The organism is Pseudorhodoferax sp. LjRoot39, from assembly GCF_964253035.1.
Taxonomy (GTDB): domain Bacteria; phylum Pseudomonadota; class Gammaproteobacteria; order Burkholderiales; family Burkholderiaceae_C; genus Pseudorhodoferax.
Genome location: NZ_CAXUQL020000001.1, coordinates 118,593 through 136,878 on the forward strand (window position 1 = coordinate 118,593; position 18,286 = coordinate 136,878).

The 18,286-nt window shown below is 69.1% G+C and carries 21 protein-coding genes; 3 read left to right on the forward strand and 18 right to left on the reverse strand.

What is annotated here, in order from left to right; translation table 11 throughout:
* Window positions 1–79 precede the first annotated feature (79 nt).
* Window positions 80–403 carry a hypothetical protein gene (locus ACSQ4M_RS00550; protein WP_436187733.1) on the forward strand — a complete coding sequence of 108 codons (324 nt, stop codon included), beginning with the start codon at window positions 80–82 and terminating at the stop codon, window positions 401–403.
* Here the strand turns inward: ACSQ4M_RS00550 and ACSQ4M_RS00555 are convergent, their stop codons facing one another.
* The 8 genes from ACSQ4M_RS00555 to ACSQ4M_RS00590 all read right to left on the reverse strand — a co-directional run bounded on the left by ACSQ4M_RS00555 (window position 404) and on the right by ACSQ4M_RS00590 (window position 8,870).
* Window positions 404–1,171 (reverse strand): enoyl-CoA hydratase, encoded by a 768-nt coding sequence (locus ACSQ4M_RS00555; RefSeq protein WP_056663908.1) that lies wholly within the window; start codon window positions 1,169–1,171, stop codon window positions 404–406. It lies immediately after the preceding gene.
* Between the two features lie 3 nt (window positions 1,172–1,174).
* Window positions 1,175–1,993 (reverse strand): acyl-CoA thioesterase, encoded by an 819-nt coding sequence (locus ACSQ4M_RS00560; protein WP_436187734.1) that lies wholly within the window; start codon window positions 1,991–1,993, stop codon window positions 1,175–1,177.
* A 5-nt stretch (window positions 1,994–1,998) separates the two neighbouring features.
* Complete coding sequence (locus ACSQ4M_RS00565; protein WP_436187735.1) at window positions 1,999–3,207, reverse strand: acetyl-CoA C-acyltransferase; 1,209 nt, start codon at window positions 3,205–3,207, stop codon at window positions 1,999–2,001.
* A gap of 10 nt (window positions 3,208–3,217) precedes the next feature.
* The gene (locus tag ACSQ4M_RS00570; protein WP_436187736.1) at window positions 3,218–5,617 is read right to left on the reverse strand and encodes a 3-hydroxyacyl-CoA dehydrogenase NAD-binding domain-containing protein; all 2,400 of its coding nucleotides are present in this window, start codon (window positions 5,615–5,617) and stop codon (window positions 3,218–3,220) included.
* Window positions 5,618–5,631: 14 nt separating this feature from the next.
* Window positions 5,632–6,060, reverse strand: a complete 429-nt coding sequence (locus ACSQ4M_RS00575; protein WP_436187737.1) for a DUF2147 domain-containing protein — start codon at window positions 6,058–6,060, stop codon at window positions 5,632–5,634.
* The gene (locus ACSQ4M_RS00580) at window positions 6,057–7,853 is read right to left on the reverse strand and encodes an acyl-CoA dehydrogenase C-terminal domain-containing protein (RefSeq protein ID WP_436187738.1); all 1,797 of its coding nucleotides are present in this window, start codon (window positions 7,851–7,853) and stop codon (window positions 6,057–6,059) included. The genes ACSQ4M_RS00575 and ACSQ4M_RS00580 overlap by 4 nt, the downstream gene beginning before the upstream one ends.
* A 6-nt stretch (window positions 7,854–7,859) precedes the next feature.
* Window positions 7,860–8,588, reverse strand: coding sequence for a TetR/AcrR family transcriptional regulator (locus ACSQ4M_RS00585; RefSeq protein ID WP_436187739.1), 729 nt, complete (start codon window positions 8,586–8,588; stop codon window positions 7,860–7,862).
* Between the two features lie 93 nt (window positions 8,589–8,681).
* Window positions 8,682–8,870, reverse strand: coding sequence for a hypothetical protein (locus ACSQ4M_RS00590; protein ID WP_436187740.1), 189 nt, complete (start codon window positions 8,868–8,870; stop codon window positions 8,682–8,684).
* A 4-nt stretch (window positions 8,871–8,874) separates the two neighbouring features.
* Here ACSQ4M_RS00590 and ACSQ4M_RS00595 point away from each other — a divergent pair, with 4 nt between their 5' ends.
* Entirely contained in the window at window positions 8,875–9,360 is a 486-nt protein-coding gene (locus ACSQ4M_RS00595) for a hypothetical protein (RefSeq protein ID WP_436187741.1), read from the forward strand.
* A gap of 70 nt (window positions 9,361–9,430) precedes the next feature.
* On the opposite strand, the gene ACSQ4M_RS00600 is transcribed toward ACSQ4M_RS00595, so the two are convergent.
* The 3 genes from ACSQ4M_RS00600 to ACSQ4M_RS00610 form a co-directional block, all read right to left on the reverse strand.
* Window positions 9,431–9,646, reverse strand: coding sequence for a hypothetical protein (locus ACSQ4M_RS00600; RefSeq protein ID WP_436187742.1), 216 nt, complete (start codon window positions 9,644–9,646; stop codon window positions 9,431–9,433).
* Window positions 9,647–9,744: 98 nt separating this feature from the next.
* Window positions 9,745–10,863 (reverse strand): anhydro-N-acetylmuramic acid kinase, encoded by a 1,119-nt coding sequence (locus ACSQ4M_RS00605; RefSeq protein WP_436187743.1) that lies wholly within the window; start codon window positions 10,861–10,863, stop codon window positions 9,745–9,747.
* A 10-nt stretch (window positions 10,864–10,873) separates the two neighbouring features.
* The gene (locus tag ACSQ4M_RS00610; protein ID WP_436187744.1) at window positions 10,874–12,217 is read right to left on the reverse strand and encodes a peptidoglycan DD-metalloendopeptidase family protein; all 1,344 of its coding nucleotides are present in this window, start codon (window positions 12,215–12,217) and stop codon (window positions 10,874–10,876) included.
* 189 nt (window positions 12,218–12,406) lie between these two features.
* Here ACSQ4M_RS00610 and tyrS point away from each other — a divergent pair, with 189 nt between their 5' ends.
* Window positions 12,407–13,618 carry a tyrosine--tRNA ligase gene (tyrS, locus tag ACSQ4M_RS00615; protein WP_436187745.1) on the forward strand — a complete coding sequence of 404 codons (1,212 nt, stop codon included), beginning with the start codon at window positions 12,407–12,409 and terminating at the stop codon, window positions 13,616–13,618.
* Window positions 13,619–13,663: 45 nt separating this feature from the next.
* On the opposite strand, the gene ACSQ4M_RS00620 is transcribed toward tyrS, so the two are convergent.
* The 7 genes from ACSQ4M_RS00620 to codB all read right to left on the reverse strand — a co-directional run bounded on the left by ACSQ4M_RS00620 (window position 13,664) and on the right by codB (window position 18,087).
* Window positions 13,664–14,164: a flavin reductase gene (locus ACSQ4M_RS00620; RefSeq protein WP_436187746.1), complete on the reverse strand. Its 501-nt coding sequence runs from the start codon at window positions 14,162–14,164 to the stop codon at window positions 13,664–13,666.
* Between the two features lie 17 nt (window positions 14,165–14,181).
* A complete protein-coding gene (locus ACSQ4M_RS00625; protein ID WP_436187747.1) occupies window positions 14,182–14,772 on the reverse strand; it encodes a malonic semialdehyde reductase in 591 nt (196 codons plus the stop codon).
* Window positions 14,769–14,945: a hypothetical protein gene (locus tag ACSQ4M_RS00630; protein WP_436187748.1), complete on the reverse strand. Its 177-nt coding sequence runs from the start codon at window positions 14,943–14,945 to the stop codon at window positions 14,769–14,771. Before ACSQ4M_RS00630 ends, ACSQ4M_RS00625 begins: the two co-directional genes overlap by 4 nt.
* 5 nt (window positions 14,946–14,950) lie before the next feature.
* A complete protein-coding gene (gene rutC, locus ACSQ4M_RS00635; RefSeq protein WP_436187749.1) occupies window positions 14,951–15,343 on the reverse strand; it encodes a pyrimidine utilization protein C in 393 nt (130 codons plus the stop codon).
* A 24-nt stretch (window positions 15,344–15,367) separates the two neighbouring features.
* Window positions 15,368–15,496: a hypothetical protein gene (locus ACSQ4M_RS00640; RefSeq protein WP_436187750.1), complete on the reverse strand. Its 129-nt coding sequence runs from the start codon at window positions 15,494–15,496 to the stop codon at window positions 15,368–15,370.
* A 79-nt stretch (window positions 15,497–15,575) separates the two neighbouring features.
* Complete coding sequence (locus tag ACSQ4M_RS00645) at window positions 15,576–16,790, reverse strand: PucR family transcriptional regulator (protein ID WP_436187751.1); 1,215 nt, start codon at window positions 16,788–16,790, stop codon at window positions 15,576–15,578.
* A gap of 22 nt (window positions 16,791–16,812) precedes the next feature.
* Window positions 16,813–18,087, reverse strand: coding sequence for a cytosine permease (gene codB / locus ACSQ4M_RS00650; protein ID WP_436187752.1), 1,275 nt, complete (start codon window positions 18,085–18,087; stop codon window positions 16,813–16,815).
* Window positions 18,088–18,286: the final 199 nt, after the last annotated feature.

Below are 18,286 nucleotides of genomic sequence, written 5' to 3' on the forward strand. Positions count from 1 at the left end.
ACGGCGTGCGCTGCCCGGTGGCGGCCGGAGACATGCCCATGCAGCCCCGCTCCCTGGCCCTGCCGCCAGTGCCCCATCCATGACCGCGTGGTCGCTGGCCATGCCGGAGGGTCCGCTCGCCGCCGTCGGCTGGGCCTACCTGTTGTCCAACGCGCTGCGCGTGTTCACCTATGTGCCGCAGATCGTGACCGTGTGGCGATGCGAGGACGGCGCGCGTTCGCTGTCGCTGCTGACCTGGTGGTCCTGGGTGGTCTCGAACGTCGCGACCACGGCCTACGGCCTGCTGGTGCTGCGCGACCTGCCCTTTCTGCTGATCGCGCTGCTCAACCTCGGCGGTTGCGGCGCGGTCGCCATGATCGCCCTGCGCCGGCGCGCGCAATGGCGGCGCCGGGCCTGCGTCTGATCAGAGCTTGGAGAAGTCGGGCTTGCGCCGCTCCATGAAGGCGCCGAAGGCCTCGCGCGCGGCCGGCTCGCCCAGCATGCGGCGAAACAGCGCGCCCTCTTCGTCCATGCGCGCGAGCACGGCGTCGGCGCTGGTCTTCTTGAGCAGGCGCTTGGTGGCGATCAGCGAACTGAGCGGCTTGGCCGCCAGCTTGCGCGCCTGGGCCTGCGCCAGCGCGTTGGCCTCCGACGGCGGCACGACACGGTTGACCAGCCCGACCTCCAACGCCGCCTCGGCCATGAAGGGCTCGCCCAGCAGCAGGGCCTCGGCCGCGCGGTGGTAGCCCATCATCTGCGGCACCAGCAGGCTGGAGGCCGCCTCGGGCACCAGGCCCAGGTTCACGAAGGGCATCGAGAAGGCCGCGTTGTCGCCGGCATACACCAGGTCGCAGTGGAACAACATGGTCGTGCCCACGCCCACGGCCGGACCGCAGACCGCCGCCAGCAGCGGCTTGGAGAAGCCGGCGATGCCGCGCAGGAAGCGGAACACGGGCGATGCTTCGCCGCTCGGCGGTGCGTTCAGGAAATCGCCGATGTCGTTGCCCGCGCTGAAGATGGTCTCGTGCCCCTGCAGCACCGCCACGCGCTGCGCGGGGTCGGCGTCGGCGGCGGCCAGGGCATCGGCCAGCGTCGCGTACATCGCGGCGGTGATGGAATTCTTCTTGTCGACGCGGTTGAAGGTGATGGTGGTGACGCCTGCTTCGGCGTGGACCAGGATGTCTTCGCTCATGGCTTATTCCTTGTAGTAGACGATCTGGTGGGAGGTGGCCAGCAATTCTCCGCCCTCGTTCCAGAGCTGGGCGGTCTGGTCGAAGAAGCCGTTGCTGAAGGCCTGGCCGCGGGCCTGGCCGAACAGATAGCCCGTGCCGCTGCGCGCGAGCATGGCCGCGTCGGCATGGAAGTAGGTCGTGATCGAGACCGTGCCGGCCGGCACGCGCGTGGCGCGGCGCAGCCAGACGCGCGGGTAGAACACGTCGGCCAGCGAAGCCAGCGAGAGGAAGTCCAGCGGCCGGCCCGGCTCATCGCGCACCCACAGCTGCGTGAGGCTGTGCTCGCCGCTGCCGTCCCAGGTGGCGGGCACGGCGCCGTGCACGGTCCGCATGTCGTAGCGCTTGAGCCACTCGGCCCCGAACGGCTTGAACCGATCAAGCGTGTGCGGCGCCGGTGCCGTCGGCATGGGCGCGTCGCTCAGGCCCCAGGTCTCGCGCCGCGCCGCCGTGACGGCCGTGGCGGTCAGCACCGTGTCTTCGCCGCCATCGGCACCGGGCTGGGTCATGGCCAGGGTCCAGTGCTGGGTCGAGCGGTTGGTGCGCACCGGCACGGCCGCGAGCCGGTAGTCGCCCGGCCCCAGCGCGGCCGCGTAGTTGACCGTCAGCGCGATGGGTGCGCCCAGCAGCTTCGGGTGCGACAGCACGCCGTTCAGCGCGCTGGCCGCCGTGATGCCGCCAAAGGGCCCGACCATGTTGGCCCAGGCCGGGTGCGCGGCGCCGCGGAAGGCGTGCTCACCGTCCGGCTGCAAGGCCACGGCCTGGTCGAAGAAGTGTTCGCTCATGTGCTTCAGATTCTCTCGAAGATCCCGGCAGCGCCTTGCCCCATGCCCACACACATGGTGACCATGCCGTACTTCAGATTCTTGCGCCGCATGGCATGCACGACTGTCGCAGACCGGATAGCGCCCGTGGCGCCCAGCGGGTGGCCCAGGGCAATGGCGCCCCCCATGGGGTTGACCTTGGCCGGGTCCAGGCCCAGCGTGTTGATCACGGCCAGGGACTGGGCGGCGAAGGCCTCGTTGAGTTCGATCCAGTCGATGTCCGCCAACTGCAGGCCGGCGTTGCGCAACGCGGCCGGGATCGCCTCGATCGGACCGATGCCCATCAGGTGCGGCGGCACGCCGCGGCTCGCGTAGCCCACGAAGCGCGCCAGCGGTTGGAGGTCGTACTGCTTGGCCGCGCGCTCGCTGACCAGGATCAGCGCGCCGGCACCGTCCGAGGTCTGCGAGCTGTTGCCGGCCGTGACCGAGCCGCGCGCGGCAAACACCGGCTTGAGCCGGGCCAGGCCTTCGAGGCTGGTGTCCGGGCGCGGGCCCTCGTCGAGCGACAGGGTCTTGCGCTTCTCGATGGTGGTTCCGTTGGCGAGATCGGCCGTGCGGTCCACCGCCTCGATGGGCGTGATCTCGGCCGCGAACTCGCCGGCCTGCTGGGCCTTCAGCGCGCGCTGGTGCGACTCCACCGCGAAGGCGTCCTGCGCGGCCCGCGAGACCTTCCACTGCTGCGCGACCTTCTCGGCCGTGAGGCCCATGCCGTAGGCGATGCCGTAGTCGTCGAGCTTGTTGGTGTCGGCGAAGATGACGGGCGACAGCGATGGCGAGTTGCCCATCATGGGCACCATGCTCATGCTCTCGGTGCCGGCCGCGATCATCACGTCGGCCTCGCCCACGCGGATGCGGTCGGCCGCCATCTGCACAGCCGACAGGCCGGAGGCGCAGAAGCGGTTCACGGTGATGCCGCCCACGCTGTGCGGCAGGCCGGCCAGCACGGCGCCGATGCGCGCCACGTTGAGGCCCTGCTGTGCTTCCGGGATCGCGCAGCCGCAGATCACGTCTTCCACGCTCCTGGGGTCGAGGCCGGGCACCTGGGCCATCGCGGCGCGCAGCACGGCGGCCAGCATCTCGTCGGGCCGCAGGTTGCGCAGCGTACCCTTGTGCGAGCGGCCGATGGGCGTGCGCGTGGCCGCGACGATGTAGGCGTCCTGGACTTGTTTGCTCATGTTCTTCTCCTCAGTTCCGCAGCGGCTTGCCGGTGTTCAGCAGACCCAGGATGCGCTCCTGCGTCTTGGGGTGCACGATCAGCGCGCAGAAGGCCTGGCGCTCCAGCGCCATCAGGTAGTCCTCGTCGACCAGCGTGCCGGCATCGACATCGCCGCCCGTCACCACGCCCGCGATCAGGCCGGCGATGTGGAAGTCGTGCTGGCTGATGAAGCCGCCGTCGCGCATGTTCACGAGCTGGCCCAGGATGGTGGCCTTGCCGTTGCGGCCGGCCACCGGGAACTGGCGCTTGAGCGGCGGGCGCCAGCCGGCGTTGGCCATGGCCTTGGCCTCCGCCAGCGCCACGTAGAGCAGCTCGTCCTTGTGCGGCACGACGATGTCGGACTCGAGCAGGTAGCCCAGCTTGCGGCTTTCCAGCGCGCTGGTGCCGACCTTGGCCATCGCGGCGGCCGTGAAGCCCTCGGACACGAACTTGAGCAGGTCCTTGTCGGTGGACGTGGCCGCGTTCTCGGCGGCACGGCGGGCGATGTAGGTCAGGCCGCCCGCGCCGGGCACCAGCCCCACGCCGACCTCCACGAGGCCGATGTAGCTCTCCATGGCCACGACGCGGCGCGCGCTGTGGATGGCCAGCTCGCACCCACCGCCCAGTGCCAGGCCGCGGATGGCCGAGACGACCGGCACGGCCGCGTAGCGCAGACGCAGCATGGTCTGCTGCAGGAAGCCCTCGGCGTCCTCGATGGCAGCCACGCCGACGGCCATGAAGGCCGGCAGCATGGCCTGCAGGTCGGCCCCGGCCGAGAACGGCTCGTCGCCGGGCCAGACCACCAGACCCTGGTAGTCCTGCTCGGCCAGTTCCACGGCGCGCGTGAGGCCTTCGGCCACCTCGGGGCTGATGGCGTGCATCTTGGTCTTGATGCTGGCGATCAGCACCTCGTGGTCCAGCGTCCACAGGCGCACCGAAGCATCTTCATGCACCGTCGTGCCGGCCGTGGCGAAGCCCTGCGCGCCGTCGCCGAGCACGCCTTCGGGGAACAGCTGGCGCGCATGCACGGGCAGACGGCGCAGCGGCTCGAAGCGGCCCGTGGTCGGGTTGAAGGAGCCCTCGGGCGTGTGCACGCCGCCGGCCTGCGCGACCGGGCCTTCGAACACCCACTGGGGCAGCGGCGCCGTCGACAGCGCCTTGCCCGCGGCGATGTCCTCCTGCACCCACTGGGCCACCTGCAGCCAGCCGGCCTCCTGCCAGAGCTCGAACGGGCCCTGGCGCATGCCGAAGCCCCAGCGCATCGCGAAGTCCACGTCGCGCGCGGTCTCGGCGATGGACGCGAGGTGCACGGCCGCGTAGTGGAAGCTGTTGCGCAGGATGGCCCACAGGAAGCGGCCCTCGGCACCCTCGGCTTCGCGCAGCAGCTTGAGGCGCTGCGCAGCGGGCTTCTTCAACATGCGTTCGTAGACCGCATCGGCCTTCTGCCCAGCCGGCACGTAGTCGCGGCTTTCCAGCTCGAAGCGCAGCACGTCGCGGCCGACCTTCTTGTAGAAGCCCGCCTTGGTCTTCTGGCCCAGGTTGCCCAGTTCCAGCAGCGCCTTGAGCGCGGGCGGCGTGGCGAAGCTCGCGTAGAACGGATCGGTTTCGGCCGTGAGCGTGTCCTGCAGCGTCTTGATCACATGGGCCATGGTGTCCAGGCCCACGACATCGGCCGTGCGGAAGGTGCCCGAGGAGGCGCGGCCCAGCTTCTTGCCCGTGAGGTCGTCCACCACGTCGTAGGTCAGGCCGTGGTTCTCGACCTCCTTGATCGTGCCCAGCATGCCGGCCACGCCGATGCGGTTGGCGATGAAGTTGGGCGTGTCCTTGGCCCGCACAACGCCCTTGCCCAGCGTGCTCGTGACGAAGGTCTCCAGGTCGTCAAGCACCTGGGCGCTCGTGCCCGGTGTGGGGATCAGCTCCACCAGCTGCATGTAGCGCGGCGGGTTGAAGAAGTGGATGCCGCAGAAGCGTGGCGCCACGGCGGCCGGCAGGGCTTCGCCCATCTTCGTGATCGACAGGCCCGAGGTGTTGGACGCGACGATGGTGTGCGGCGCGAGGTGCGGCGCGATCTTGGCGTAGAGGTCCAGCTTCCAGTCCATGCGCTCGGCAATCGCCTCGATCACGAGGTCGCAGCCGGCCAGCAGGCCGAGATGCTCTTCGTAGTTGGCAGGCTGGATCAGCACGGCCTCGTCGGCCACGCCCAGTGGCGACGGCTTGAGTTTCTTGAGGCCCTCGATGGCCTTCAAGGCGATCCCGCTCTTCGGCCCTTCCTTGGCGGGCAGGTCAAAGAGCACCACAGGCACGCGCACGTTGACGAGGTGCGCGGCGATCTGCGCGCCCATGACGCCGGCGCCCAGCACGGCGACCTTCTTGATTCTGAATTTCGACATGTTCTTTCCTTTCTTCACGGCTGGCGGACCCAGGTCTGGGTGCGCCAGAACGGGCCGATCGAACCGCGCACCTCGAGCCTGGCGCCACCCTCGATGGGCGTGAGGCGCAGCGTGTAGACCTTGCCGGACTCGGGGTCGAGGATCTTGCCGCCCTCCCAGACGTCCTTGCCTTCGGCCTTCCTGGCGCCGCGGATGATCTCCAGGCCCACCATGGGCTGGTCCTTGCGGTCGTCGCTGCACTCGGTGCAGCGCGCCTGCGGATCGGCCTCCTTGCGCAGCAGCTTCTCGATGCGGCCGCTGAGCTGGCCGGCCTGCTCGCTGATCTGCATCTGCGCCTTGGCCTCGCCGGTCTTGTCGTCCACGCTGTGCCAGCGGCCCACGGGCGTCATCTGCGCCTGCGCGGCCAGGCCGCACAGCAGCAGGGTCAGCGGCAGCAGCCTCATGCCAGTGCGGCGTCGGTGTCCATGAGCACGCGGCTGCCGGCGCGCGCGGTGCGCATCAGCGTGGCGGTCTCGGGGAACAGCTTGGCGAAGTAGAAGCGCGCGGTCTGCAGCTTGGCCGTGTAGAACGGGTCGGTGCTGCCGTCGGCGATGGCACGCAGCGATGCCTGCGCCATGCGCGCGAAGAAGTAGCCGAACACCAGGTGACCGGCCACGCGCAGGTAGTCCACGGCCGCGGCGCCGACCTCGTCGGGGTTCTGCAGGCCCTTGAAGCCGATCTCCATCGTGAACTTGGTCAGCTGCTCGCCCAGCACCGCGATGGGGTTGATGAACTCGGCCATCTTCTCGTTGACGCCCTCCTCCTCCACCAGCGCGCCGACCAGCTTGCCGAACTTGCGCAGCGCGGCACCCTGGTCACCCAGCACCTTGCGGCCCAGCAGGTCCAGCGACTGCACGGTGTTCGTTCCCTCGTAGATCATGTTGATGCGGTTGTCCCGCACGAACTGCTCCATGCCCCATTCCTTGATGAAGCCATGGCCGCCGAAGACCTGCATGCAGGCGTTGGTCGCGGTGTGGCCGTTGTCGGTGATGAAGGCCTTGACGATGGGCGTCAGCAGCGCGACGAGTTCGTCGGCGTTCTTGCGCGTCTTCTCGTCGGGGTGGTGGTGGGCCTTGTCGAGCAGCAGCGTGCAGTAGATCTGCAGCGCGCGGCCGCCTTCGGCGTAGGCCTTGGCGGTCAGCAGCATCTTGCGCACGTCGGGGTGCACGATGATGGGATCGGCCTCCTTGTCCTTGGCCTTGGGGCCGGACAGCGAGCGCATCTGGATGCGGTCCTTGGCGTAGGCCAGCGCGTTCTGGTAGGCCACCTCGGTCAGGCCCAGCGACTGGTTGCCCACGCCCAGGCGGGCCGCGTTCATCATCACGAACATGGCAGCCAGGCCCTTGTTGGGCGCGCCGACCAGGCTGCCGATCGCGCCGTCGATGGCGATCTGCGCCGTGGCATTGCCGTGGATGCCCATCTTGTGCTCCAGGCCGGTGCAGAAGATCGGGTTGCGCTCGCCCAGCGCGCCATCCGCCTTGACGTGGAACTTGGGCACCAGGAACAGGCTGATGCCCTTGCTGCCCTTGGGCGCGTCGGGCAGGCGGGCCAGCACCAGGTGCAGGATGTTCTCGGCCATGCCGTGTTCACCGGCCGAGATGAAGATCTTGTTGCCGGTGAGCCTGTACGTGCCATCGGGCAGGGGCTCGGCCTTGGTGCGCAACAGGCCCAGGTCGGTGCCGCAGTGCGGCTCGGTCAGGCACATGGTGCCGGTCCACTCGCCGCTGGTGAGCTTGGGCAGGTAGGTCTTCTTCTGCGCCTCGGTGCCGTGCGCGGCCAGCGCCTCGTAGGCGCCGTGCGAGAGGCCGGGGTACATGGTCCAGGCCTGGTTGGCGCTGTTGAGCATCTCGTACAAGCACTGGTTCACCACGTAGGGCAGGCCCTGGCCACCGTAGGCCGGATCGCAGGACAGCGCCGGCCAGCCGCCTTCGACGAACTGGGCGTAGGCCTGCTTGAAGCCGGTGGGCGTGGCGACCTCGTGCGTGGCCTGGTCCAGCGTGCAGCCCTCGGTGTCGCCACCGATGTTGAGCGGGAAGGTCACCTCGGCGGCGAACTTGCCGGCCTCTTCCAGCACCGCGTTGATGGTGTCGGCATCGACCTCGGCATGGCGCGGCATGGCCTTGAACTCGTCGCCGACGCGCAGCACCTCGTGCAACAGGAACTGCATGTCGCGCAGGGGGGGCGTGTAGCTGGGCATCTTGTTTTACTCCTTGGTGCGGGAAGGGCGGTTGGTCTTGGGTGCGCGCTTGCGCGCGGCTGTGGCGGAAAGGGGAACGACGGTGGCCGGGCTGCCGTAGCGCGCCAGGATGTGCTCGAAGCCGGCCTCGGCGCGGCGGATGGCACCGGGGTTCTGCAGGAAGCGTTCTTCGTAGTGCAGCGCGAGGATCAGGCCGTGGATCTCGAAGGCCATCTGGCGCGCGTCCGTGTCGGCGCGCAGCTCGCCCATCTCCTTGGCCAGGGCCACGGCCTTGTTGAGCGCGCCAAGCCAGGACTTGACGGAGTCGACCAGCGCATCGCGCACCGGACCGGGCCGGTCGTCGAACTCGGCCGCGCCGCTGATGAAGATGCAGCCGGACTGGATCTCCACGGCCACGCGCTGCATCCAGTTGCCGAACAATGCGCGCAGCCTGGGCAAGCCGCGCTCGACCCGCAATGCCGGGAAGAACACCTCCTGTTCGAAGCGCTGGTAGTACTCGCGCACGACGGAGATCTGCAGTTCTTCGCGCGAGCCGAAATGCGCGAACACGCCGGACTTGCTCATCTGCGTGAGCTCGGCCACGGCGCCGATGGACAGGCCTTCCAGGCCCATCTGCGAAGCCAGGCTCAGCGCGGCATCGACGATGGCGGCCTTGGTCTGGCGGCCCTTGGGCAGCACGCGCACCTTGTCCGAAGCGGGCTTGGCTTTCAAAGCAGCAGAGGATGGACGGGGCATATGAACAATAAAACGAACGGTCGTGCGATTTTGCAGGCAAAACGGTCCGGCGCAAGCCCCCCAGGCCTGCTTTTTTCGACGGGTGTTGCGCTCCTACCGCTCGGCCAGGGCCGTGCTGGCGATGGCACGGCCCACGGCCTCGAACAGCCGGCCGGCAGCGCGCTGCACGTCGCGTTCGGCGGCGCAGACCGCGACCACGGTCGCGTCGGCGTCGTAGTCGGCGTAGGCCGCGTCGATGTCGGTGCGCAAGGCATCGGTGGGCAGTTCGAGCGAGTGGCGCACCGCCGTGAAGTCGGTCAGCGGGAACTCCTTGCGTCAACACGCCGGAGCGGCACAGCGCCACACCGACCTCGCGCAGCGCGCGCTCGGCGCGCGCCAGCGACAGATCGCCGCGCGTGCAGGCCACCATGAGCACACGCGTGGCGCCATCGGCCGGCTGCACGATGCCGGCATCTCAGAAGCGGCCACATCGGGTGCCGGTCTTGTGGGCGAAGCGCCCCCCCTCCGCAGGCAGGCCGGCGCGCAGCGCGACGGGGGTATCGAGGCCGCAGGCACCACGCGCTACGCCGCGCAGCACGGCAATGGCCACGGTCACCTCCACGATGGAAGCCAGGCACCAGGACTGCCCGGCCCGGAAGGACACGCTCTCGCCACTGCCCAGGGCACGCGCGTAGGCACCGATGCGCGGCCCATCGGGCGCGGCGTCGATCCGATCCAGCGCGGCGGTCAGCCGCTCCTGTCAGGACGACGCGGCCGCGGCCGATACAGCTGATACGCAAAGACACAGCGCCAGCAAGCACCTGCGGCCCCGGTGAACGGCGCAGGTGCGGCGCTGCATCACCTCAGGGCTGCTCGTGCTGCTGGCGCGTCGACTGCCACTCGCGGTGCTGCTGCCACAGGCGCGCCTCCTCGGCGCGCCGCTCCCGGCGCCACCGCACATACCAGACCAGCACCGCGGTCGCGATTCCCGACAGGCCAAGCACCAACACCAGCAAAGACATCGATCCCGAATCTTTCTCGAAAAAGGAGGCCGGCCAAGCGCCGACGAGAAGCACCATGATGACACCGGCACATGACGGGTCCAAACCGGCGGGCGTTCTCCCGTGACACGAAAGCCTTTGTCCCGGCAAGGGAACACCGCCGCTGCGGTGCCGGCTCAGGCGGGGTAGACCGCCCCGAGCACACGCGCGCCGCGCGCACCGGTCACGCTGGCCAGGCTACCGGTCTGGCCGCGCAGCGTGCGGCTGGCCAGCCAGGCGAAGGCCGCGGCCTCGACCTGCTGCGGCGGCAGGCCCAGGGCCTGGGATGACAGCACCTGCAGCCCCGGCAGGCCCGCCTGCAGCCGGCGCATGAGGTCGCCGTTGAAGGCGCCGCCACCGCAGACCGCCAGCCGCGTGGCCTGAGGCGCATGGGCACGCACGGCATCCACGCAGACGCCGGCCGTCAGTTCGGCCAGCGTGGCCTGCACGTCGGCAGGCGCCAGGCCCGGGAAGGGTGCCAGCCGCGCCGCGAGCCAGTCCGCATGGAACAGGTCACGCCCCGTGCTCTTGGGTGGCGGCAGCGCGAAGAAGGGTTCGGCCCGCAGCGCGGCGAGCAGGCCGGCATGCACCTGGCCGCTCGCGGCCCAGGCACCGTCGGCGTCGTAGGCCTGGCCGCGGTGGCGCTGGCACCAGAGGTCGAGCAGCGCGTTGCCGGGGCCGCAGTCGAAGCCGAGCACGGCCGCGTCCTGGCCCAGCGGCGGCAGCACGCTCAGGTTGGAAATGCCACCCAGGTTCAGCACCGCCAGCGCCGCATCCGGCTGGCCGAACTGCGCCTGGTGGAAGGCCGGCACCAGCGGCGCGCCCTGGCCGCCCGCCGCGAGGTCGCGGCTGCGCAGGTCCGCCACCACGGCGATGCCGCAGCGCTCGGCCAGCAGCGAGGGGTTGAGCAGCTGCAGCGTGTAGCCCACGCCGTCGAAGGCCTGGGGCTGGTGGCGCACGGTCTGGCCGTGGGCACCGATGGCACGCACCTGGGCCGGCGCCAGGCCGGTCTGCAGCAGCAGCCGCCGGACGACCTCGGCATAGGCCAGGGCCACGCCATTGGCGGCCAGCGCCGCGCGGTGCAGTTCGTTGTCGCCGGGGGTGTTCAAGGCCAGCAGCTCGGCGCGCAACGCAGCGTCGAACGGGGCCGCCACATGGGCCAGCACGCGCAGGCCCTGGCCGGCGTCTTCGGCCAGCACGCCGTCCACGCCGTCCAGCGAGGTGCCGGACATCAGGCCGATGAAGCGCTCGGCCATCGGGCTGTGCTTACTGCGCGCTGGCCTGCTGCACCGCGCCGGCCGTCGACAGCTGCTGGCGCATCACGGAAGCCTGGCGTTCGAACGCGGCCTTGGCCGCGGCCGACACGGTGCCGGCCTCGGCCTGCTTGGCCATGACCATCGGATCCTGGTGCTCGCCGTTCACGCGGAACTCGAAGTGCAGGTGGGGGCCGGTGGTCCAGCCCGTCATGCCGACCGCGCCGATCTGCGTGCCCTGCTCCACGCGCTCGCCCTTCTTGACGAGGATGCGCGACAGATGGGCGTAGACCGTCACCATGTCGTTGCGGTGCTTGACATAAATGACGTTGCCGAAGCCGTTCTGCACGCCCGCGAACTCGACCACGCCGTCGCCCACGGTGCGCACCGAGGTGCCGATGGGCGCCGCGTAGTCCACGCCGAGGTGGGCACGCCACTTCTGCAGGATGGGGTGGAAGCGGTTGGCGAAGCCACTGGTCACGCGCGAGAACTCCATCGGCGAGGCCAGGAAGGCGCGGCGCAGGCTCTGGCCGTCCAGACCGTAGTAGCCGCCCTTCTGGCCGGGCTCCTGGAACCACATGGACTGGTAGACCTTGCCGTTGTTGGCGAACTCGGCGCTCAGCACGCGGCCGGCACGCAGCACCTCGCCATCGGCCTCCAGCGTCTCGTAGACCACGGAGAAGCGGTCGCCCTTGCGCAGCGCGCTGCGGAAATCGATGTCGCCCGAGAACATCTCGGCGATCTGCGAGGCCACCGATTCCGGCAGGCCGGCGTCGTCGGTCGCGGCGAACAGCGAGGAGGTGATCACGCCGCTGGCCAGTTGGCTGCCGGCCGTGAGCGGTGCCCGTTCGATGCGCGAACTGAAGCCCTGCGGCGTGCGCTCGACCACCAGGCGCTGGAATTCGGTGGCGTCCGCGCTGGCGATCCAGCGCATGGTCAGGCGCTGCAGGCTGTGGTCGTCGGCGGCTTCGGCCGTGACCAGCCGCCCGGCGCGGCCCAGCAGGGTCTGGCGCACGCGCGCATCGCGGCCCAGGTAGGCCACGGCGGCCGTATCGGCGATGCCCAGGCGGTCCAACAGCGAACGCGCGCTGTCGCTGGAGCGCGTGGTCTCGGTGCGGTAGAGGTTGAAGCGGTGCAGGTCCAGCGCCTCGATCTGCGTGTCCAGCGCGAGCGGCGTGACGCTCTGCGTGAGCTGGCGCACGGGCACGTCGGACACGTCAGGCCCGAGCGAGGCCACGGCAAAGGCGCCGCCGCCGCCGCACAGCAGCACGGCAGCCAGCAAGGCAGTGAGGCGTTTCGGGTGGCGCTGCAGCAAAGGCACAACGGAGTCGAGAACGGTGGCCAGCCCGTTTTTCAAAAGCTTGTCCCCTGAACGAAGGAAGAAACGGCAGCGAACCCGCCGTGGCGGATTGCAAGAGATCGGGTTTTCGTCTTACAGCGCAACCTAAAATTGCACCAAAAAACCGGGCGCAGTATATCGACGTCACCGGCCCGCAACAAATGGATAACCCTAATGGACACGTCTGTAGACAAAAGTAACGGAAGCATGCAAACGTTGAGCGATCGTGTACAGCAAGCCTTGGCCGTGACGCTGCGCGGCTGCGACGAACTCATCCCCCAGGCCGACTGGATCAAGAAGCTGCAGAAGGCGGAGACCAGCGGCCAGCCGCTGCGCATCAAGCTGGGCCTGGACCCGACCGCGCCGGACATCCACATCGGCCACACCGTGGTGCTGAACAAGATGCGCCAGCTGCAAGATCTGGGCCACACCGTGATCTTCCTGATCGGCGACTTCACGACCACCATCGGCGACCCGTCCGGGCGCAACAGCACGCGCCCACCGCTCACACGCGAGCAGATCGAGGCCAACGCCCAGACCTATTACAAGCAGGCCAGTCTGGTGCTGGACCCGGCCAAGACCGAGATCCGCTACAACAGCGAGTGGAGCGACCCGCTGGGCACGCGCGGCCTGATCCAGCTGGCGGCCAAGTACACGGTGGCGCGCATGATGGAGCGCAACGACTTCCACGACCGCTTCCACGCCGGCACGCCGATCAGCGTGCACGAGTTCCTCTACCCGCTGATGCAGGGCTACGACTCGGTGGCACTCAAGAGCGACCTGGAACTCGGCGGCACCGACCAGAAGTTCAACCTGCTCATGGGCCGCCACCTGCAGGCCGAGTACGGCCAGGAGCCGCAGTGCATCCTGACCATGCCGCTGCTCGAAGGGCTGGACGGCGTGGACAAGATGTCCAAGAGCAAGAACAACTACATCGGCATCTCCGAAGAGCCCAACACCATGTTCGCCAAGGTGCTGTCGATCAGCGACGTGCTGATGTGGCGCTGGTACACGCTGCTGTCGTTCAAGAGCGAAGCCGAGATCGCCGCGCTCCAGGCCGAGGTCGAGGGCGGGCGCAATCCCAAGGACGCCAAGGTGCTGCTCGCCAAGGAGATCACGGCGCGCTTTCACAGCGCCCAGGCGGCCGATGCGGCCGAGCAGGACTTCATCAACCGCAGCAAGGGCGGCGTGCCCGACGAGATTCCCGAGTTGCAGTTGAGTGGCGCGCCGATGGGCATCGGCGCCTTGCTCAAGGCTGCCGGCCTGGCCGCGTCGAGCGGCGAAGGCAACCGCCTGATCGACGGCGGCGGCGTGCGCGTGGACTCCAGTGTGGTCAGCGACAAGGGCTTGAAGCTGGCCGCAGGCACCTACGTCGTGCAGGTGGGCAAGCGCAAGTTCGCGCGCGTGACGCTGGGCTGAGGCACCCCCTGGCGCTCCCGGCCGCGGGCCGGGCCACCCTGTCGGTCAGTGGTCCAGCAACTCGTGGTAGCGGCGCGCGAAGTACACGAGCCCGCGGCCGCCGTCCTGCATGGCCAGCGCCGCGACCTGGCAGAACAGCACGTCGTGGGAGCCAACGCCCACGCACTGGGTGATGCGGCAATCCAGGCTGGCGACCGCGCCCATGAGTCGCGGTGCGCCGGTCGCGCCGTTGCACCATTCACCCGCGGCGAAGCGCTCCTCCGTGGGCGTCCTGCCACCGAATACCTGCGAGATCGCCTGCTGCCCTGCCGACAGCACGTTCACGCACACCGTTCCGTTGGCGTGCACCGCCGCGTAGGCGGACGAACTGCGGTTCAGGCAGACCAGCAGCGTGGGCGGATCGTCCGTGACGCTGCAGACCGCCGAAGCCGTGAAGCCGGCGCGCCCGGCCGGCCCGTCGGTGGTGATGATGTTGACGGCGGCGCCCAGGCGCGCCATGGCGTCGCGGTAGTCCAGGCGTGGCACGGTGGCCATGGTGGAATGCATTGCAGACTCCTGTGGGGTCAGCCGAGCCTGCAGGCCTCGGCGAACGTGAGGCGTGGCAGCCTCGGGTACAAGGTGGACGTGTCGCCGTATCCGAGGTTGACCAGCAGATTGGTGGTCCAGGTCGTGCCGGCGAAGAAGGCGGCGTCGACCTGCGGCTTGTCGAAGCCCGACATGGGGCCGGCGTCCAGCCCGAGCGCACGCGCGGCCAGGATCAGGTAGCCGGCCTGCAGCGAGGCGTTGCGGAACGCGGTCTCGTGCGCGGCGGCCGGGCTGCCCGTGAACCAGCTCTTCGCGTCGGCATGCGGGAACAGGCGCGGCAGCTGCTCGTAGAAGGCCGTGTCCCAGGCCGCGACCACGGTGACGGGCGCGGCCATGGTCTTGTCCAGGTTGCCCTTGGACAGCGCAGGCGCCAGCTTCGCCTTGCCTTCGGGCGTGCGCACGAAGACGAAGCGCGCGGGCGCGCAGTTGGCCGAGGTCGGCCCCATGCGCACCGGGTCGTAGAGCTGGCGCAGCAGCGCGTCGGAGACCGGCGCGTCGGTCCAGCCGTTGTGCGTGCGGGCGTCGAGGAACAGCGTGGCCAGCGCGGCCGCATCGAGGGAGGAACTCATGGTGTGGTGTGCTGCGCCAGGAAGGCGAGCACGCGCCAGCCGGCCGCGACCAGCATCTCGACCTGCGGCTTCCAGAACGCGGCCGCGCCGCCCAGGCCGGAGGACAGCAGCACGGTCGGCCGTCCAGCCGATTCAATGGCCGGGCCGTGGATGTCGTGCGCGACGACGGCCATCGCGCTCAGCCCTTCTTGCCCACGTGGGCGACCGTGGCGATCTCCACGAGCGCGTCCGGCTTCACGAGGCCGCACTGGATGCAGTAGCGCGCCGGCTTGCTGCCCGGGAAGAACTCGGCGTAGACGGCGTTGATGGCGCCGTAGTGGGCCCAGTCGGTCAGGAAGATGTGGTTCATGGTCACGTCGGCCATGGTGCCGCCGGCGGCCTCGACCACGCCCTGGATGATCGTCAGCACATGGCGGGTCTGCGCGGCGGCGTCGCCGACATGGACCACGTTGTTCTGCTTGTCGAAGGGCAGCGTGCCGGAGACGTACAGGATGCCGTCGGCCAGCGTGCCGGGCACGTAAGGGGCCAGCGGCACGCCGGTGCCGGGGGGAATCACTGCGGTTTGGGACATGGAAAACTCTTGTGGAAAAAGAGATCAGCCGGCCAGGGTGGCGCAGAACGCGTCGACGCCCGCGACCCAGCCGAAGAAGGTCTGCACGTTGTAGACCACGCCCTGCTGGATCTCGGCCGAGCCCAGCTGGTGCGTGGCCTCTTCCAGCAGCACGGCGAAGTACTCCAGGTGGAAGGCGTCGCTCCACGTAGCCGCCCAGCGAGGCGTAGGCGTTCTGCATGTGCCCAGGCCATCAGGTACTGGACGACATGGACCGGATCAGCAGCGCGATGCTGAGATTGAGGCGGTCGTGCGGGTCTTCGAACGAGCAGCCGCTGAGCGCTTCGATGCGCTGCAACCGGTAGTTCAAGGTATTGCGGTGGACGTGCAGGCGCTCCGCCGCACGCGCCAGGTTGCCGTTCTCCTGGAACCAGGCCTGCAGCGTGGGTATCAGCACCGGCCGGTGGCGCGAGTCGTCGCCGACCAGCGGCCCCAGGATGCGCTCGACAAAGCGGTCCAGCAGGGCGCGGTCGCGAATCGCCGCCAGCAGTTCGAGGGTGCCCAGCGCATTGAAGCTGCACACGCCCAGACGCTCCGGAAAGCACTGCGCCGCCGCCAGGGCCTGGCGTGCCTGGCCCAATCCCTGCGGCAGCATCGCGGGCGTGTGGCCGCTGGTGCTCAGCCCCAGGAACACGCGCAGCGGCGCCAGCTCGGTGTTCAGCCTTTGCAGCCAGGCCGCCAGAGCCTGCCGGTTCTCGCCGCCCTCGGGCAGCAGCGCGATCCAGGACTGCCCGTGGCCCACCAGGGGCAAGGCATGGCCGGCGCCTGCCAGGTGCTCGTTCAAGCGCTGCAGAAAGGTCGCGCGGCCCGCCTGCAGGCGGTCTTCGGCGTCGCCCTGCGCCACCTCGGCGAACAGGTGGTCGGCACCGTCGAGCTTGAACAAGGCCACCTGGCGCGGCATCTGCAGCGCCTGCCCCAGGCCCAGGCCCTCGGCCCGCAGCAGCAGCAGTTCCAGGTTCTGGTAGTCGCCGTCGAGCAGCACCTCCAGCACATGGCGCCGCGAGCGCGCCAGCTGTTCTGCCTGGACCAGCGCCGTGCCGATGGCGTGCGTGACCAGCACCATCTTGAGCGCATAGGGCTGCTCGACCAGCGGCACGCCCAGCCGGTCTGCTGCCGTGACGACCGAAGCGGGAATGGCCTGGATGAACTGCTCGCCGACCAGGATGACCATGCCGGCGCAGCGCCGCTCGTGGGCTTCGTGCAGCAGGCGCAGCAGGTTGGCCTCGTCGCGCGGGTGGCCGATGCCCGTGACGAACACCAGCTCGCCTCCGATCACCCAATCGGCGATGCCGGGGTTCTCCGCCTGGTAGGTCCAGCGGATCGGCTGGTGTTGCGCGGTGTGTCCGGCGCGCAGCCGCATGCCGGACAGTCCGGGCAGGGCCAGCACATCGGCAACGCTCAGGCTCACGGGGGTGGCTTTCGGCGGCGACTCAGGCGCTGCGGACCGGCAGGTTCGTGCTCTTCAGCAGGCGCTGCAGCTCACCCAGCAGGATGTAGCTGGCGAAGGCGGCGCCGATGCCGATCAGCGGCGGCAACCAGGGCGAGAAGTAGGCGCAGGCCGTGCCGATGGCATAGGCCAAAAGGCCGGTGGCGTTGAACCTGGGCAGCTTGGCCTCGGCGATCTTCGGGTAGCGGCCCTTGTGCACGTAGAGGTAGTCGGCCACGATCACGCCGCCCAGCGGGGGGATCAGCGAACCCAGCAGCACCAGGAACGGGATCAGCATCTCGTACATGCCGGCGATGGCCAGCACGGTGCCGATGCCGGCACCGACCAGCGTCATGGTCTTGCGGCGGTCGCTGCGGATCAGGTTGCAGCCGGCGGCGGCGAAGTTGTAGATGGTGTTGTCCTGCGTGGTCCAGACGTTGAGGAACAGCATCACCACGGCCGCCATGGACAGGCCCTGCAGCACCAGCACCTCGACGATGTCGGGCTGCTGGTAGACGATGGCACCGTAGGCGCCGGCGACGATCATGAGCCCGTTGCCGATGAAGAAGCCGACCAGGCTGGACAGCCCCGCGACGCGGGTGCTGGCCGCGAAGCGGGTCCAGTTGGTGGCCTGGATGGCCCCGCTCACGAAGGTGCCGAACACCATGGTGATGGCCATGTTCAGGCCCATGCTTTCCTTGGGCTGCACGGCCAGCAGGGCATCCAGGCCGCCCACGTCCTGCGTGGCCTTCCACAGCGAATAGACCAGCAGCGCGCACATGGCTGGCACGGCCACGCGCGACAGCAGGTCCAGCCCCTTGTAGCCAATGTAGGCCGTGGCGCAGAAACCGAAGCCGAACACCACCATCAGCGGGATGGTCCAGCTCTCGGGCAGGTGCAACAGCTTGACGAGCACGATGGCCACGGTGGCAGTGCCCCAGGCGTACCAGCCGATCTGGGTGAAGCCCAGGAGCAGGTCGGACAGCTTGCTACCCGTCTCACCGAAGCAGAAGCGCCCCATCAGCACCGCATTCAGGCCACTGCGGCAGGCGATCACGCCCAGCACGGCGGCATAGGCGCCCAGCAGCAGGTTGCCGATGACGGCGGCCCACAGCATGGTCTTGAAGTCGAAGGCCATGCCGATCTTGCCGCCAGCGAACATGGTCGCGGTGAAGAAGGTGAAGCCGAACAACAGGATGGAGGTGGAGAACAGTCCCTGGCGGGCGCCGGCAGGCACCTCGCTCAGGGGATAGTCGGTGTCGCTGGAGGCTTGGCTCATGGAAGTGCTCCGGGTTGAAGGACCGGCTTGCACAGCACGCAGCGTGCCAAATGCACACACTTCTCAGAGACACATTTTCATCAAACGATGGTGTGCAATATGCACAAAGATCCGCCCGGAATACCCGTCGGAAGGCGTGGCCGTTCGGCAGTACAGACAAAACTGGTGCGTGGCACGCACCAACAACGGGGCAGCGCGC

Coding starts and splice junctions, on each gene's coding strand:
- ACSQ4M_RS00570 (WP_436187736.1), bottom strand. CDS start 5,617: ATGTCGAAATTCAGAATCAAGAAGGTCGCCGTGCTGGGCGCCGGCGTC.
- ACSQ4M_RS00550 (WP_436187733.1), top strand. CDS start 80: ATGACCGCGTGGTCGCTGGCCATGCCGGAGGGTCCGCTCGCCGCCGTC.
- ACSQ4M_RS00625 (WP_436187747.1), bottom strand. CDS start 14,772: ATGAGTTCCTCCCTCGATGCGGCCGCGCTGGCCACGCTGTTCCTCGAC.
- ACSQ4M_RS00605 (WP_436187743.1), bottom strand. CDS start 10,863: ATGGCCGAGCGCTTCATCGGCCTGATGTCCGGCACCTCGCTGGACGGC.
- ACSQ4M_RS00630 (WP_436187748.1), bottom strand. CDS start 14,945: ATGGCCGTCGTCGCGCACGACATCCACGGCCCGGCCATTGAATCGGCT.
- ACSQ4M_RS00585 (WP_436187739.1), bottom strand. CDS start 8,588: ATGCCCCGTCCATCCTCTGCTGCTTTGAAAGCCAAGCCCGCTTCGGAC.
- ACSQ4M_RS00580 (WP_436187738.1), bottom strand. CDS start 7,853: ATGCCCAGCTACACGCCCCCCCTGCGCGACATGCAGTTCCTGTTGCAC.
- tyrS (WP_436187745.1), top strand. CDS start 12,407: ATGCAAACGTTGAGCGATCGTGTACAGCAAGCCTTGGCCGTGACGCTG.
- ACSQ4M_RS00575 (WP_436187737.1), bottom strand. CDS start 6,060: ATGAGGCTGCTGCCGCTGACCCTGCTGCTGTGCGGCCTGGCCGCGCAG.
- ACSQ4M_RS00555 (WP_056663908.1), bottom strand. CDS start 1,171: ATGAGCGAAGACATCCTGGTCCACGCCGAAGCAGGCGTCACCACCATC.
- ACSQ4M_RS00560 (WP_436187734.1), bottom strand. CDS start 1,993: ATGAGCGAACACTTCTTCGACCAGGCCGTGGCCTTGCAGCCGGACGGT.
- rutC (WP_436187749.1), bottom strand. CDS start 15,343: ATGTCCCAAACCGCAGTGATTCCCCCCGGCACCGGCGTGCCGCTGGCC.
- ACSQ4M_RS00600 (WP_436187742.1), bottom strand. CDS start 9,646: ATGGTGCTTCTCGTCGGCGCTTGGCCGGCCTCCTTTTTCGAGAAAGAT.
- ACSQ4M_RS00620 (WP_436187746.1), bottom strand. CDS start 14,164: ATGCATTCCACCATGGCCACCGTGCCACGCCTGGACTACCGCGACGCC.
- ACSQ4M_RS00565 (WP_436187735.1), bottom strand. CDS start 3,207: ATGAGCAAACAAGTCCAGGACGCCTACATCGTCGCGGCCACGCGCACG.
- codB (WP_436187752.1), bottom strand. CDS start 18,087: ATGAGCCAAGCCTCCAGCGACACCGACTATCCCCTGAGCGAGGTGCCT.